Consider the following 15,166-nt stretch of genomic DNA (forward strand, 5'->3'; position numbering starts at 1 on the left):
CCTAGTTTGTAGGAAGAATAAGGAAACTATATGGCGTTTTTTCTATTCCTATGTTATAGTTTAGGAAAAGATAGGAAGAAGGAAGCTGGATGAAAAATATAATAAAAAATAATCGTAAATTTATAGTTTTAGTAAGTTTGACAGCAATACTTTCAAGTATAGTCTCTTTAATAGCTCCGATACTGCTTCAAAAAATTAAAACGCAAAATGACTTAACTTTGAAAAATATTTCCTATGTTTTCCTAACTATGGTTATTGGTTTTTTTGTTCAGTTTGTTTTAGTGCGGTATAAAGAAAATTTTGCAGTTAAATTTAATACGGAACATTTATTTCGATTACTCGATAAAATGAAACGTTTAAAATACGATGACTATGTTAAACGCGAACCGACCTATTTGATTAATCGTATTTTTAGTACCGTAGATGCCTTGTATTTATTTTTTATTTCTAGTCTAAGTACTTTAATACAATCTATCGTGATGCTTGGATTTTCGTTGATTTTAATTTATCAAATTTCAGCATCAGTTGCGTTGGTGATGATACTAATGATACCAATGAATTATTTTGGTTTTCGATTGATTAATCGGATTTTGAAAATCAAAATGGAAGTAATGCAACAAGAAGCGGCAACTGTAAATAAAAATTTAGTGGCGACATTTGCGAACCCAGATTCAGTGAAAACTGAGATGGCGACAGAAATTTTAGAGGATTTACTCTATAATAAAATAGAAGCAATGTACCAGTCGATTGCTCGAACGAACCAATTTGCTCAAGGTTCAAGTTATTTTATTTCTTTCATTAATCAAAGTCTTCAGACGTTTGTTTATCTTTGGTTGAGTATTTTGATACTTAAAGGTGAGTTAGCGATGACAAGTTTGATCGTTGTAAGTTTAATTTTACCTTTGTTTTTTAAATCGCTCAGTGAGTTGACGAAAGTTAATATTGATTTTAGTACATTGACGACGGCTAAGCGATTTGTTCATGAAGAATTAGAAGAAAATAGTGAAACTTCTGATGGTGAAAAGGTAGAGGAAATTAAAACTATTTCTTTTGACCATCCAGCATTTAAATTAGGTAATAAGCATTTTAAATATTATATCAAAGAGAAGATTGAAAAAGGCGATCGTATTTATATATCAGGAAAATCAGGAAGTGGAAAATCATCTTTGTTAAAAGTCCTTTTGAAGTTTAGAGTAGCAACAGGTGTAAAGGTCAATAGTTTGCCACTTGCCAGTTTAGAAAATGAAAGTTTACGTCAACGGATCAGTTATCTTAGTCAAACGACGACCATTTTAACGACGACAATTGAAGAAAATATCGGCTTAGGTAAAAAATTAAGTGAAGCACAAAAAGAGCAATTAAATGCGAGTCACCTATTGGATTCTCTTTGGAAAGATAAAGATTGGACGACTGTTTTAACTGAAAATGGCAGTAATTTATCCGGTGGCGAACGTCAACGAATAGCTGTTGCTCGTTTATTATTAACAGAGGCTGATGTTTATATTTTAGATGAAAGTACAAGTAGTATTGATGATGAATCAGCAATGCTCATTTTCGAAACCGTTTCAAAATTAGCAGAAGATAAAATTTTGATTTATACTTCTCATGATGTGCGACAAGAAGAATATGCAACAAAAATAATAAGAATTTAAAAGGAGAAGCCAATGAAAGAAATGTTTTCTGTCGAACAAGTTGCTCAAAAGCTTGAAGTAACCACCCGAACGATACGTAACTATTTAAAAGAAGGGAAACTTGAAGGGACTAAAGTAGGGGGACAATGGCGTTTTTCGCTTGCAAACATCTATGATTTTTTAGGGAAAAGAGAAGATGTGGTGCTGGAGAGTGAAATAAGTCAGCGTTTTCTAGTAGAACCGCCGCGAGAAGATCACTCGCTAATTGTTTTAACGTTTAAAATAACGGATATCTCAAAAATTGATGAGATTAAAGAAGCGATAGTCGAGCATTATAATACGATGTATGGTGGTTCTTCTCATCAAAGGATATTCCATTATCAACTTTTGGCAGATCAACTGATTAGAATCACTTTAAGTGGACCCACTCAATATGTTTTGAATTTTTCTAGTTGGATTAATCGGTTGATTGAATGGCGTAATGCATCGAGATAAAAAACCTATCCAATCTATAAAAAGAGTGAATAGGTTTTGTTATAGGAAAAGTAGATGTTGTATCAGTAGATTCGATTTTAACTTAGGTCATCTATTAAAGTTTCAATGACGGTACGTGCTTGAAGAGGTAAGGCATTATAACCTTTATTTTTTTCATCCAATTCTTTAAGAAAATCAACTCTTGCTAGTAACCTTGTATTTAACCGGTTTAAGTAATCAGGATTAGAAAAATTAGGTTCATAACCTTTAACGTCAAGATAATCAATGCTTTTTGTTTTTCCGAATGGTTTAAAAGTCGCTTTGTTTTCAACGATTTCCGCGATGCTATCTAGAGTGACTTCAGGCCCAATATCAATGCTGCCAAAAGCATCTGTATTAATAACGAAACACTGGGTTTCTAATTCATCAAATAAATTTAAAAAATCTTGGTAATCTTCAATGAGTGGATAGACACGAAATGGGTTGGCAAAGGGTTCATAGACCAGTTGATCAAAATTGGCGCCCACGATATTTTCTGCTGAAGACCTCTTCGTTGCAAGGGTTGCTCCAAAACTCGCGGCTAAGTATGGCTCTTTTATTTTAATTACAGGAGGAAGTGTGTCGTCTTTCATAATGAAAAAAACCATATCAATCGCGCTTGTTAATTTATTCACACGATTAGGTATAAGAAGACGAGATTTAACTGTTCTCCCGTTACCATTACGAATATCTTCAGTCACGAGGACTTTCTCTTGTTTTTCATTTAAGGTAACTCCAATATTTTGGCAAGTTAAAAAGTAGTCAACATCAGGATGACTTGATGGATAATCTTGTGTTTTATCAAAATAACTCGGTTCAAGAGCATAAGAACTTCCGTTTTTTTGATTAATAATAAAGGCATCATCGTGTAAAACTTTAATCATATAGGCCCCTTGATGATCAGATAAAGTAAGGGTAGATTTTCCGGAACCTGAAAGACCGAATGTTGCGATTGTTTTTGGTGCTTGATTTTTTAGAAGATATTGTTTCATGCCACCGTGACAGGCAGTATAACCATTCCGATGGGCAGAAGCCCAAGCAAGGGTTAAGGTAGCCTTTTTAAATTCACCAAAATAAGGTAAACCAAGTATTGCAGCGACATTATGTTCAGGATCAAAAATAGCTAAGCCTTGCGGATAATCCGGATGTGTCCAGTCTGGATCTCCATAAATGTAAAGATCAGGAACGTCATAGTGTTTTGAGTTAGTATATTCTTTTTTGATCTCTTCTGTTAAATACTGGAAGTTAAGATTATAGGAGTAGAGTGTTGCTTCATAACCCTTTGGTAGTATGAGATGAGACTGAAGCATAAAGTCTTGATCTAGTCCAACGACAACCTTTGTCTTGATAAAAGAGGTTGTTCTTCGATTAAAAAGGGCTGATCTTACTATTTTTAGCAGGTCCGTTTGATTGACACCTGGTTGGCCGATCACCCTTCTAGCGGCAGCTGTTCGACCAACAACGGCACCATCGTTATGCACTAAAACTTTTGCATTATGTGGCAATCCTAATTCTTCAGGAGACTCAATTTTTAAATCAGTCACGATTGTTCCTGATGCTTGAGCAGCCAATTTATAGGAATCGGTTAAAGATTGTAGCATTTCTACATTGTTACCATAGAAAAAAGTTTCAATCGTCGTTTTAAAATCAGAAAACATAGGATTATTTTTATTAATCTCTGCTTTCTTAAAAAATTGTGTGCTTGACATTTTCATCGCTCTCCTTAATTAAATTAAAAAACAATTAACTTTATATTTGTCAGATTGACGAGGTTTGTAACACCTTTATTATAACACTTTAGTTTATTTTGTGAATGATTAGGAGAACAATATCGTTTTTTACCGTTCATTTCGGTTCTGTTGCAAAGATTTTCATATCTTGCAAAGGGCTTATCTAAATCTGCAGTAGCTATTGCGAATCCGGATTTAACTATTGCCACATTAATTGATAGAAATGATAAAGTTAGAAATAATAAAGTTAGAAATAACGGTTGGATAGATTTTTAATAATAAGGAGAATAGCTTATGGGTGTATTAGAATTAATTTTAATTTTTTTTGAAGAGATATTTCTTTTCGTTTTGAAAATAAAAAATACAGTAATAAGAAATATAGTTGTAGCATTATTGGTAATTTTAATATCAATTTTTATTATATACTTGCTTTATATAACTATAATAATAAGTTTATCTAGTGCACCTTGGTATATAAAATTATTGTTAATAGGTATATGTATTCCTTGTATTTATATCGTCTTTTTAATTCTATCTAATGGTTATAAAGAATTAAAAGATTCAAAAATTAAATAAAGTCTTTTTTTGTTTTTAATTTTGCAATAGAACTGTTCTATCTACTTTTTTAACTGGAAATCAACTATCGCAAGGGTAATATAAGATGATCCCTTTTTACACTAAGTGAAAAAGAAAAACAATATTGTTCTTTATTTATGTTTTTATAAAAATAAGAAAGCCTTAATGATAGGCTTTCTTATTTTTATGTTTTTTTAAAGGTTAGTTTTTTAGGTAGATAGCAGATTGGAATTTTGCTAAATCTGTGAAAATTAGTAAGATAGTGTGTGTACAGGGGACGCCTTGGATAAAAAACTAAGTCTTAGGATGAAGAGAATGATTGAATTTAAAAAGGTTTCGAAAGAATTTTATCAAAAAGACAATCAAATTATAGCATTAGATAATGTTTCACTAACTATTCGAAAAAACGAGTTTTTTGGGTTAGTTGGTGCGAGTGGATCGGGTAAGTCAACGTTATTACGGCTTATTAATGGCCTTGAAAATCCAACTAAAGGTCAAATTTTGATTGCTGAACAAAGTGTTGGAGGTATTTCAACCAAAGAAAAACGAAAAATAATTCAAAAAATAGGGATGGTCTTTCAACAATTTAATTTATTGCAAAACATGACGGTTCAGAAAAATATTGAACTATCTCTTAAAATTCAAGGAAAGAAAAATTTCAATATTATCAATGACATGTTAGATTTTGTGGGAATGTCAGATCACAAAGATAAATATCCTAGCCAGTTGAGTGGGGGGCAAAAACAAAGAGTTGCGATTGCAAGAGCGTTGGCTACACAACCTAAAATTCTGCTTTGTGATGAACCCACGTCTGCTTTGGATGAGCACAATGGCGAAGATGTGATGGCATTGTTGAAGCAAACTCAAAAAGAATTTGAAACGACGATTGTTTTTGTGAGTCATGAATTAGAATTAATTAAACGTTGGTGTGATTGTGCTGCGATTATGGAAAATGGTCATTTATTGTCAGTGGTTGATGTGGCTAATGAAGAAGTTGTCGTTCGTGACGAATCTTATTATGAGAAAGCGTTGAGGTACCTATCATGACAGAAATAGTAACAAAGGTAAGTGCTTATCAAACTGAAATACTCTCTGCTTTGGGTCAAACGTTGGTGATGATTATTGTGTCAATGTTAGCCGCTTTATTAATTGGTTTACCAATGGGAACCATGATGTATTTAAAAACAATTAATTATTATCAAAGTAAACGGATGCAATTTGTCAGTAGCTTGATCAATCTATACGTGGATGTGATTCGTTCTTTTCCATTTCTACTGTTTGTTGTTTCGATTATCCCGTTAACACGTATTATTTTAGGAACATCTTTTGGAACGATGGCAGCTGCCTTTCCCTTATGTTTTGTTGCGATTGCGAACTACGCTCGAATGGTGGAACAAGCATTACTGGATGTTCCTCGAGAAACAGTTGAATTAGCAAAATCATTAGGAGCTTCAACCCGTCAATTGATTTTAAATTTTTTATATGTTGAATCACGCTCGAGTTTAGTTTTAGGTTTTACAACGGTCACAATAGGAATGGTTTCTTATTCAACGATAATGGGAGTTGTTGGTGGAGGAGGAATTGGTGATTTTGCCATTCGTTATGGTTATCAATCCTATGAGTATGAACTAATGTATGTCACGATTATTGTAATGATTATTAGTGTTATTTGTATTCAAAAAGGTGGGACAGCATTAGCCAATTATTTAGACAAACGAAAAATATTTTAGGAGTGGAATGAAAGATGAAAAAAATGAGTAAATTATTATTAGGTGTGGCAAGTTTAAGTTTATTATTAGCAGGATGTTCTTCTCAAAGCGCAAGCAAAGCAGCCAATAAAGAGGAAAAAAAAGAAGATAAAGTGATTACAGTTGCTTCAGCGCTAGATTCGACTGAAAAAATATTAAAAATTGCGGAAAAAGAAGCAGAAAAAGAAGGCTATAAAATTAAAATGGTTCGTGTGAATGACAATGTCCAATATAATAAACTTTTACAAGAAAAAGAAGTCGATGCAAACTTTTCACAACATGGTCCGTTTATGGAAGCTTACAATAAAGCAAATAAAGCAAACTTAGTTGTCGTTCAAAAAGTTTACGATGCTAAAGTTGGTTTTTATTCAAAAGATTATAAAACGATTGAGGAACTTCCGGATGGCGGAAAAGTGGCGATTCCAAATGATAAATCTAACCAAGGTCGTGCACTAGCTATCTTAGACGAAAAAGGATTAATCAAGCTTAAAGATGGCGTTGGTTATAATGGTACTGTTAAAGATGTGATAGAAAATCCTAAAAACTTTGAATTTGTAGAGTTGGATTTATTAAATTTAGCTTCAGCTTATGATGAAAAAGGCATGGTTTTAGTTTACAACTATCCAACTTACCTAACTAAAATTGGCTTAACACCGGCAGATGCAATCTTTTTAGAAAAACCATCTGAACAACCTTTTGCAATTAGTGTGGTAGCACGTGAAGATAATAAAGATTCTAAAAAAATTAAAGTTTTGAAAAAAGCAGTTGCTAGTGAACCTGTTCGTGAGTATTTTGAAAAAGAAGAAAAAGTTTCATTGATACCTTCTTTCTAAAAAAATAGTTTAAAAGACCTACATGATTAAGTAGATAATTTAATCATGAGGTTTTTTTCTTGTCTAAAAGTAGAAAACATGGTAGATTATAATTACTACGACAGACGTAGTATGACAGTCGTAGTAAAGATGAGGTGATGAAATGATAAGTAGCGATGTCATCCGAGGGTATAACGATCCCATCATTCTTTCAATTCTTGCAGAAGGAGATTCATACGGTTATGAGCTTTCAAAGAAAATTAGGGAAGGTTCAGAAGAAAAATATGTAATTAAAGAAACAACTCTTTACTCTGCGTTTACTCGGTTGAAAAAAGGTGGCTTGATTACGTCATATCCTGGTAATGAAACCAATGGAAAAAAAAGAACGTATTATCGAATTACTCGAGAAGGTCTCCAATTTTTAGAGGATAAAAAAAAGGAATGGAAAATCACGCAAGAAGTTGTCACTCAATTTTTAGGAGGAAATCAAAATGAATACAATTAAAAACTATGTAGAAACCATGTTTCTTCATTTACCTAAAACGGAAGAATTAAGGCAATTAAAAATTGATATTTTGGCTAACATGGAAGATAAATATCTTGAATTAATTAAAAAGGGTTCTACCGAGAATGAAGCTGTCGATCAAGTAATCTCAGAATTTGGTTCGATTGATGAAGTTTTAGAAGAACTTAATCTTGAAAGAAAAGCTGAGAGGGTTGATGAATATTATGATGGCGAATTCGAAGAAAATCAACCGAAATTGCCAGTATTAAATGAAGAAACAGTCTTAGATATTTTAGCAGAAAAACGTTCAGTCGCTATGAAAATCGGGTTAGGTGTGATTCTTTGTGCATTAGGTGTTGCGTCATTATTAGTGTTTCACCTTTTTTGGCTGACTTTTATAGGTTTAATTATTATGTTTATGTTTCTTGTATTAGGTGTTGTTTTTTTCATTATGGGAGGTTTTCAGAATAGCAAATTTGAATATTTGACGCATCCCTTTGTGTTAACACGAGAAGCACGCGAAGAAACTGCGAAGCTACAACAAGACTTTTCGAAAACATTTGCTTTTAGTATCACAGTCGGAGTGGTCCTTTGTCTTGTTTCAGTTTTTCCTTTATTATTTACACTCTACATTAGCACTAGTGGAGATGGCGTATTACTAGCGGTTGCTTTAATGTTAGCAATTGCTTCGTTTGGTGTTTGGCTATTCATTTATGCAGGGGTACACAATGGAACGTTTACTTTATTGCTAACACAAGGTTTGTCGCAACAACCAACAGAAGAAGAAGCAAAAAAAATGAAGCTAGTGCACAAAATAGATTCAATCTTTTGGCCATTGGTAACGCTAGTATTCTTTATTTGGGGGTTCTTCTTACCAGGAGGATTTGGTGTTTCCTGGTTAATCTTTCCGGTGGGCGGTATTTTGAGCCAGTTATGGGAGTCATAATATGATTGAGATTATAGAAAATATGACAGAAAAAGAGCGAGACGAATTAATGGAAATTTGGTTATATAGTAATCAAGAAGCGCATGATTTTATTTCTCCTGATTATTGGGAAATACATTTTGAAAGTGTTAAAGCGTCTTTGCCGTTGGCTAAAATAATTGTTTATAAAAGAAAAAATAAAATTAGCGGATTTTTAGGTTTATCTGACAATTATATTGCTGGCCTATTTGTAAGTTCTTCAGAGCGAGAGAAAGGAATAGGAACTCAATTATTAAATGAAGCGAAAAAGAAATCTTCTTTAATGTTACATGTCTATCAAAAGAATAAAGGAGCAGTCGCTTTTTATAACAAGCATGGTTTTAAGAAACAAGAAGAAAGTATAGATAGTGAAACAATGGAAATTGAAGAATATCTTGTTTGGAAAAGAAAATAAAAAACAGTTATGTTTATCTTAATTAAAAGATAAGCATAACTGTTTTTTTATTGACGGATAAGGTAATCAAAAGCTCCTAAGGAAGCAGTTGCACCAGAGCCCATAGAAATAATGATTTGTTTATAAGCACTATTGGTGCAATCGCCAGCAGAGAAGATGCCAGGTATATTAGTCATCCCTTGTGCATCGACGATAACTTCACCACGATTGTTGGTTTCAATTGTTTCAGGTAACCACTCTGTATTAGGTACTAATCCAATTAGAATAAAGACCCCCTCAACGTCAAGGGTGTGTGTTGTAGTAGACGAACGATCTTGGTAGACCAAACCATTAACTTGGTCTGTCCCTGTGATTTCTTGTGTGGCTGCATTTGTAATGACTGTTACGTTTTTAAGAGTATGTAATTTCTTTTGTAACACGTCGTCGGCCTTTAATTCTGGTAAGAATTCAATAACATATACATGCTTAACAAGACCAGCTAAATCAATAGCAGCTTCAATCCCTGAGTTACCGCCCCCAATGACAGCAACTTCTTTTCCAGCAAATAATGGTCCATCACAGTGAGGACAATAAGCGACCCCTTTGTTTTTTAACTCAGTTTCCCCAGGAACATTGATATTACGCCAACGAGCCCCCGTTGACAAAATAGCACTTTTAGTTTTAAGTGTTTGACCGTTTTCTAAAGTAACTTCAATGTATTCCTTTTTTTGAATATCTTTAGCACGCTGTCCTTTCATAATATCGACATCGTATTGTTGGACATGTTCTTCAACTTGACGCATTAATTGAGGACCTTCAGTATAAGGTGTCCCTACCATATTCTCGATTCCTAAAGTATCTAGAACTTGTCCTCCAAACGTATCAACAACCATGCCAGTGGCAATTCCTTTACGAGCAGCATAAATGGCAGCGCTAGCCCCAGCAGGACCTCCACCGACAACCAGAACATCAAAAACACCTCGGTCTGATACATCGTTTAGATTTTCAGATCCCCCTAATTTTTCGACAATTTCTTCTATTGTAATTCGACCGTTTGCAAAAGGTTCTTCATTTAAGTAAACTGCTGGAACGGCCATGATTTTTTTATTCTCAACTTCCTGTTGATACATACTGCCGTCAATCATAGTGTGAGTGATCTTCGGATTTAAAACAGCCATAATATTTAAGGCTTGGACAACATCAGGACAGTTATGACACGTTAAACTGATATAAGTTTCGAAATTTAAATTTTGTTTGATTGATTTAATCGCAGCGACTAAAGGTTTTTCAATTTTAGGTGGTCGACCACTTACTTGTAATAAAGCTAATATGAATGAAGAAAATTCGTGACCCATCGGTATTCCAGCGAAGCAAACACCGCTGTCTCCTTGGGGCTGTTGAATTTCGAAACTAGGTGTTCTCACTAGCTTTGTTTCAACTAAAGTTAAACGAGGAGAAAGTGCAACTACCTCCTCCAAGAAAGTTCTCACTTTTTTTGAAGATTCACTTTCATCTAAACTCGCCTTGAAAACAATATCTGATTCAAGTAAAGCAAGGTACTGATTTAATTGTTCTATGGTCTGTTTATCAAACATATTTTATTTAGCTCCTTAAATTTTTCCTACTAGGTCGAAACTTGGTTTTAATGTTTGTCCGCTTTCTTTCCATTTAGCAGGACAAACTTCACCTGGGTTTTCACGAACGTATTGTGCTGCACGAATTTTATCGATTAAAGCACTTGCGTCACGGCCAATACCGTCTGCATTAATTTCAACCATTTGAATAATTCCATCTGGATCAATGATAAAAGTACCACGTTGTGCCAAACCAGATTCTTCATCTAAAACTTCAAAGGAACGAGAAATATGATGAGAAGGGTCTCCAACCATAGTATATTGAATTTTGTTGATGGCTTCTGAAGAATCATGCCATGCTTTATGAGTAAAGTGTGTATCTGTTGAACATGAATAAACTTCCACACCTAAATCTTTTAAGGTAGGGTATTGTTCTTGTAAATCTTCCAATTCAGTTGGACAAACAAATGTAAAGTCAGCAGGATAGAAACAAACAATGCTCCATTGACCTTTAAAATCTTCACTTGAGATAGTGATGAACTTACCTTGACGATAAGCTTCTGCTTGAAACTCTACAACTTCTTTTCCAATTAATGACATAAAAAAACGACCTCCTAATATTTTAAAGCGAAATGATTCATCCGCTCTTTGCAATAATTATAAATAAATAATTGATATAAGTCAAATCTAAAAATAAATAAATAACGAAAATAAATTTAAAAAGGTTTTAAATGGCTTGATATATCAATTTTAAAATATAGTTAAGTAACGTTGTTTTAATTAAGTGTATTTAGAGCTGTTTAGTATCTATTGAGAATCAATACGAAGAGATTGTATTTAGTTTTTCACTGATATAGTTTATACTAATAGAAGAAATAGGGTATTTTATTTTAATAAAAAGAGGTGGAAAAATGAGAGGAAAAAGAATGCGTTTGTTTTTTTTAAGTGTTGTTATATTTTGTTTTTCGCAGTTTGATATCGCCGTAAAGGCAGAAGAAAACTCTAGCGAAAATACAAGTTCGTTACTTCAGACATTAGAAAACACAACAATGGAAACATCTTTAACAGCTGAGAGTTCGACTCTGTCAAGCAGTGAAACAACGACAGAAACAGAGTCAGAAAAAAGGATTGAAGTAGAAGTAGAAAATCGATTAGAAAACTTTGAAAAAGAAACTTATGCAACTGTTTTAAAAAAAGATTTTCCAATGTGGAAAGATTTTGACAAGGAAAAAACGGGAACGACGTCTGATTGGTATCAGCAAACGCTGTATGCAAAAGAACGGTTAGTCCACCAAGAAAAAAATTATATTGGATTGTATCAAGCGAGCGCCATTTTTATTGGTTACGTTGAGGAAAGTGCCCTGGCGCTTACGAATCAGCCAGAAGGAATGGCATTAAATTTTGATCGTTATATGTCTAAATTCACATCAGAGAATAAAGTCTATCTTAATTTTGATGAGAAAGATAAAATTAGTTTAAAAGAATTAGCGAATCAAACATTACACGCTCGTCAAAAGTTCAATCATAGTAATGGTAAAAGTTATTTATCGTTATTTAATAGACAAAATGAACTAATTGGTTATGTTCATGAAGAGAAAGCAGAATTTGCTGCAGGGCCACAAGGTCATTATTTATCATTTGGTAAATATGTAACCGTTACAAATGAGAATCACCATTCTTTTAATGATTTTAAAGGAAATTTAAGAAACAATACGGGGCAATTGTTTGGTAAAACATTAAAAGCTCAAGGCAAGTACTATCATTTTGACGGCAAAGTTTATTTTTCTTTATATGACTATCAAGGAAAATGGCAAGGGTATATGACCGAAGATGATTTAAATAGCGTGACTGGTCCGCAAGGGGTCTATCAACCTTTAAATCGTTATGTTACTGTAACCAACGGTAACTACACCACATGGTCTAATTTTTCATGGAAAGCTAAAGGAAAAAGCCAAGCATTTAAAAATAAAACACTCTTGGTTAAAGGGATGTATCGCCATTTTAATGGACCACTCTACTATTCTTTATATGATGGCAAAGGAAAATGGCAAGGATATATTAATGCGCAAGCGACTCAGTTAACGACAGGAGCTCAAGGAAGTTATCAACCCTTTTGGAAAGAGGTTAAAATAACGAATAAAAATTATCAGTTTTGGCAAGGGTTTGATTGGCAAAGTAAAGGCAAAACAAGTGAGGTTTATCAGCGTGTCTTAATGGCGCGTGGTAAATATCAACATTTTAATGGTTCTATTTATTATAGTGTTTATGACAATAAAGGAAAATGGTATGGTTATTTAAATACAGGTGCAACGATGATTTATACAGGTCAAGCAGAAAAAATGAAAAAAGTTCAAACTTTGTTAAATCAACGTTATTCATCAAGTAATCTAGGTGTTTATATTGTGAGTTTAGAAGATGGTTCAAGTGCTTCGCGATACAGTACGCGCCAAATGACGGCTGCAAGTACGGGCAAGTTACCAGCGATGTATTATACACAAAAAATGATCAATGAAAAACGACTTAATCCTTATCAAAAATTTCGGTATACGAATGCGATTAATCAAATGCCACTTTCTTATCAAAGTGGTGGCGCAGGTATCATGCAAGGAAAAGCTTTTGGAGGATATTATTCAATCGATCAAGTCATGAATTGGACGGCGAAGTACTCGGACAATCAAGGAGCGAATTTTTTAGCCTATTATGGTGCTGGAAAATATAATGCAACGATGCGTCAAGAAATTTCCGGAGTTATTGGCCGACAATGGCAAAGTCCATTCTTAATTTCACCTAAAGAAAACGGACTTCTAATGCGTAAAATGTATCAACAAGGTGGTCGTGTGATGGGCTATTTACAAAACACGGTATTTGACCAGCAACGTATTCCAAAATATTTACCAGTACAAGTAGCACATAAAATTGGTGATGTTGGCCATTATCGTCATGATGTAGGTGTTGTTTATAGTAAAAGCCCTTATGTTATTTCAGTGATGACTAAAAACAACACGAGCTATGAGGTTATTTCTAATCTTTCTCGTGATGTTTATCAAATTTTAAAATAAAGAGTAAGGATAAAATCAAAGAACAATGATTTTATCCTTTTTTTAACGCATCTTTTTTAAGTGAAAATAATAACAAACAATTCGCTTGACTTTATTTATAAACCGTTTACAATTCTAACTATACCAAAGATTGTAAAAATATGAGGAGGTCTTTATTGATGGAATTTGTAGACTTAGACAAAAAGTATGGTTTGTTTATTAACGGTGAGTGGACGCCAGGAAAAGGGAACGAACTGATTACAAGTTATGCACCAAGTAATAATCAAAAATTAGCCGAATTTGTAGATGCTGTTGATGAAGATGTAGATTTAGCAGTTGAAGCTGCTCAAGCTGCTTTACCAGAGTGGAAAAAAATGGCACTTGTTGAACGAAGTAATTTATTATTAAAAATAGCGGATGCAATAGATGCTAAGTTGGATCATTTGGCAATGGTTGAAACAATGGATAATGGGAAACCAATTCGTGAAACAACAACAGTCGATGTTCCTTTGGCTGCCGATCATTTTAGATATTTTGCAGGCGTGATTCGCAGTGAAGAAGGATCGGCTCAAGTTTTTGATGAAAATACGTTAAGTATCGTGATTCAAGAACCAGTGGGAGTTGTTGGTCAAATTATCCCTTGGAACTTTCCGATTTTGATGGCAGCTTGGAAGATAGCACCTGCATTGGCAGCTGGAAATACAATTGTGATCCATCCGTCATCTTCAACATCACTTAGTTTATTAGAAATGACTAAAATTATTGGTCCAATGTTGCCAAAAGGTGTTCTAAATGTGATTACTGGTAAGGGAGCAAAATCTGGAGAGTATATGTTGCATCATGAAGGTTTTAATAAACTAGCCTTTACAGGATCAACCGAAATTGGCTATAACGTTGCTAAAGCGGCGGCTAACCGATTAATTCCTGCAACGCTTGAATTGGGTGGTAAGTCAGCTAACATCTTCTTTGATGATATGCCATTTGATAAGGCAGTTGAAGGGGCTGAGCTGGGAATTTTATTTAACCAAGGTCAAGTATGTTGTGCAGGTTCTCGAATATTTGTACAAGAAGGAATCTATGACAAATTTGTCGCGAGATTAAAAGAAAAATTTGAAGCAGTTGTTGTGGGTGAAGCATGGAAACCAGAAACGCAAATGGGAGCTCAAGTTAATCAGCGTCAAGTGGATAAAATATTAGAAGCAGTCGAAGTAGGTCGCAAAGAAGGAGCGACAATCTTAACGGGCGGACATCAATTACAAGGTGAACTAGCAAATGGGTGTTTTGTTGCGCCAACATTGTTAACGGATGTGACTAATGATATGACGGTAGCGCAAGAAGAAATCTTTGGCCCAGTTGCTGTTGTCATTAAGTTTAAAACAATGGATGAAGTGATTAAATTGGCTAATGATTCTGATTATGGTCTAGGTGGTGGTGTTTGGACGACGAATTTAAATACTGCGCTGAAAGTCAGTCGTGGGATTGAAACAGGTCGTATTTGGGTAAATACTTATAATCAAATACCAGCTGGCTCGCCATTCGGTGGTTATAAAAAATCGGGAATTGGTCGTGAAACACACAAAGAAATTTTGGGAGCGTACACACAAACGAAAAACATCTATATTGATACAAGTGAAGATGGTTTCGGACTCTATTAAACTAACGATTTAAAATTTCTGAAAAA

General features: G+C 34.0%; 14 protein-coding genes. 11 read left to right on the forward strand and 3 right to left on the reverse strand.

The genetic code is table 11. The features are described from left to right. Positions 1-89: 89 nt before the first annotated feature. Together ACTJFD_RS06045 and ACTJFD_RS06050 are read left to right on the forward strand one after the other, a co-directional pair. A complete protein-coding gene (locus tag ACTJFD_RS06045) occupies positions 90-1,652 on the forward strand; it encodes an ATP-binding cassette domain-containing protein (RefSeq protein ID WP_442260372.1) in 1,563 nt (520 codons plus the stop codon). Positions 1,653-1,664: 12 nt separating this feature from the next. Continuing rightward, a complete protein-coding gene (locus ACTJFD_RS06050; RefSeq protein ID WP_442260374.1) occupies positions 1,665-2,126 on the forward strand; it encodes a helix-turn-helix domain-containing protein in 462 nt (153 codons plus the stop codon). 77 nt (positions 2,127-2,203) lie between these two features. Here ACTJFD_RS06050 and ACTJFD_RS06055 read toward each other — a convergent pair whose 3' ends face one another. Then, entirely contained in the window at positions 2,204-3,853 is a 1,650-nt protein-coding gene (locus ACTJFD_RS06055; RefSeq protein WP_442260376.1) for a phosphoenolpyruvate carboxykinase (ATP), read from the reverse strand. Positions 3,854-4,168: 315 nt separating this feature from the next. Here ACTJFD_RS06055 and ACTJFD_RS06060 point away from each other — a divergent pair, with 315 nt between their 5' ends. The 7 genes from ACTJFD_RS06060 (at position 4,169) to ACTJFD_RS06090 (ending at position 8,894) form a co-directional block, all read left to right on the forward strand. Next, positions 4,169-4,450 (forward strand): hypothetical protein, encoded by a 282-nt coding sequence (locus tag ACTJFD_RS06060; RefSeq protein WP_442260378.1) that lies wholly within the window; start codon positions 4,169-4,171, stop codon positions 4,448-4,450. A gap of 315 nt (positions 4,451-4,765) precedes the next feature. Next, entirely contained in the window at positions 4,766-5,497 is a 732-nt protein-coding gene (locus ACTJFD_RS06065; RefSeq protein WP_442260379.1) for a methionine ABC transporter ATP-binding protein, read from the forward strand. Further along, entirely contained in the window at positions 5,494-6,180 is a 687-nt protein-coding gene (locus ACTJFD_RS06070) for a methionine ABC transporter permease (protein ID WP_442260381.1), read from the forward strand. The genes ACTJFD_RS06065 and ACTJFD_RS06070 overlap by 4 nt, the downstream gene beginning before the upstream one ends. Before the next feature lie 14 nt (positions 6,181-6,194). Further along, entirely contained in the window at positions 6,195-7,031 is an 837-nt protein-coding gene (locus ACTJFD_RS06075; RefSeq protein ID WP_442260383.1) for a MetQ/NlpA family ABC transporter substrate-binding protein, read from the forward strand. 142 nt (positions 7,032-7,173) lie between these two features. After that, on the forward strand, positions 7,174-7,515 hold the full coding sequence (locus ACTJFD_RS06080) for a PadR family transcriptional regulator (RefSeq protein ID WP_442260384.1): 342 nt from the start codon (positions 7,174-7,176) through the stop codon (positions 7,513-7,515). After that, positions 7,502-8,461: a permease prefix domain 1-containing protein gene (locus ACTJFD_RS06085; protein WP_442260386.1), complete on the forward strand. Its 960-nt coding sequence runs from the start codon at positions 7,502-7,504 to the stop codon at positions 8,459-8,461. Before ACTJFD_RS06080 ends, ACTJFD_RS06085 begins: the two co-directional genes overlap by 14 nt. Before the next feature lies 1 nt (position 8,462). Continuing rightward, a complete protein-coding gene (locus ACTJFD_RS06090) occupies positions 8,463-8,894 on the forward strand; it encodes a GNAT family N-acetyltransferase (RefSeq protein WP_442260388.1) in 432 nt (143 codons plus the stop codon). Between the two features lie 47 nt (positions 8,895-8,941). On the opposite strand, the gene ahpF is transcribed toward ACTJFD_RS06090, so the two are convergent. Continuing rightward, positions 8,942-10,468: an alkyl hydroperoxide reductase subunit F gene (ahpF, locus tag ACTJFD_RS06095; protein WP_442260390.1), complete on the reverse strand. Its 1,527-nt coding sequence runs from the start codon at positions 10,466-10,468 to the stop codon at positions 8,942-8,944. A gap of 15 nt (positions 10,469-10,483) precedes the next feature. Then, complete coding sequence (ahpC, locus tag ACTJFD_RS06100; protein ID WP_442260391.1) at positions 10,484-11,047, reverse strand: alkyl hydroperoxide reductase subunit C; 564 nt, start codon at positions 11,045-11,047, stop codon at positions 10,484-10,486. Between the two features lie 311 nt (positions 11,048-11,358). Between ahpC and ACTJFD_RS06105 the strand changes: the two genes are divergently transcribed. Next, positions 11,359-13,506, forward strand: coding sequence for a serine hydrolase (locus ACTJFD_RS06105; RefSeq protein ID WP_442260392.1), 2,148 nt, complete (start codon positions 11,359-11,361; stop codon positions 13,504-13,506). Positions 13,507-13,664: 158 nt separating this feature from the next. Next, complete coding sequence (locus ACTJFD_RS06110) at positions 13,665-15,140, forward strand: aldehyde dehydrogenase family protein (protein ID WP_442260394.1); 1,476 nt, start codon at positions 13,665-13,667, stop codon at positions 15,138-15,140. Positions 15,141-15,166: the final 26 nt, after the last annotated feature.

Source organism: Vagococcus sp., assembly GCF_052102835.1.
Classification (GTDB): Bacteria; Bacillota; Bacilli; order Lactobacillales; family Vagococcaceae; genus Vagococcus.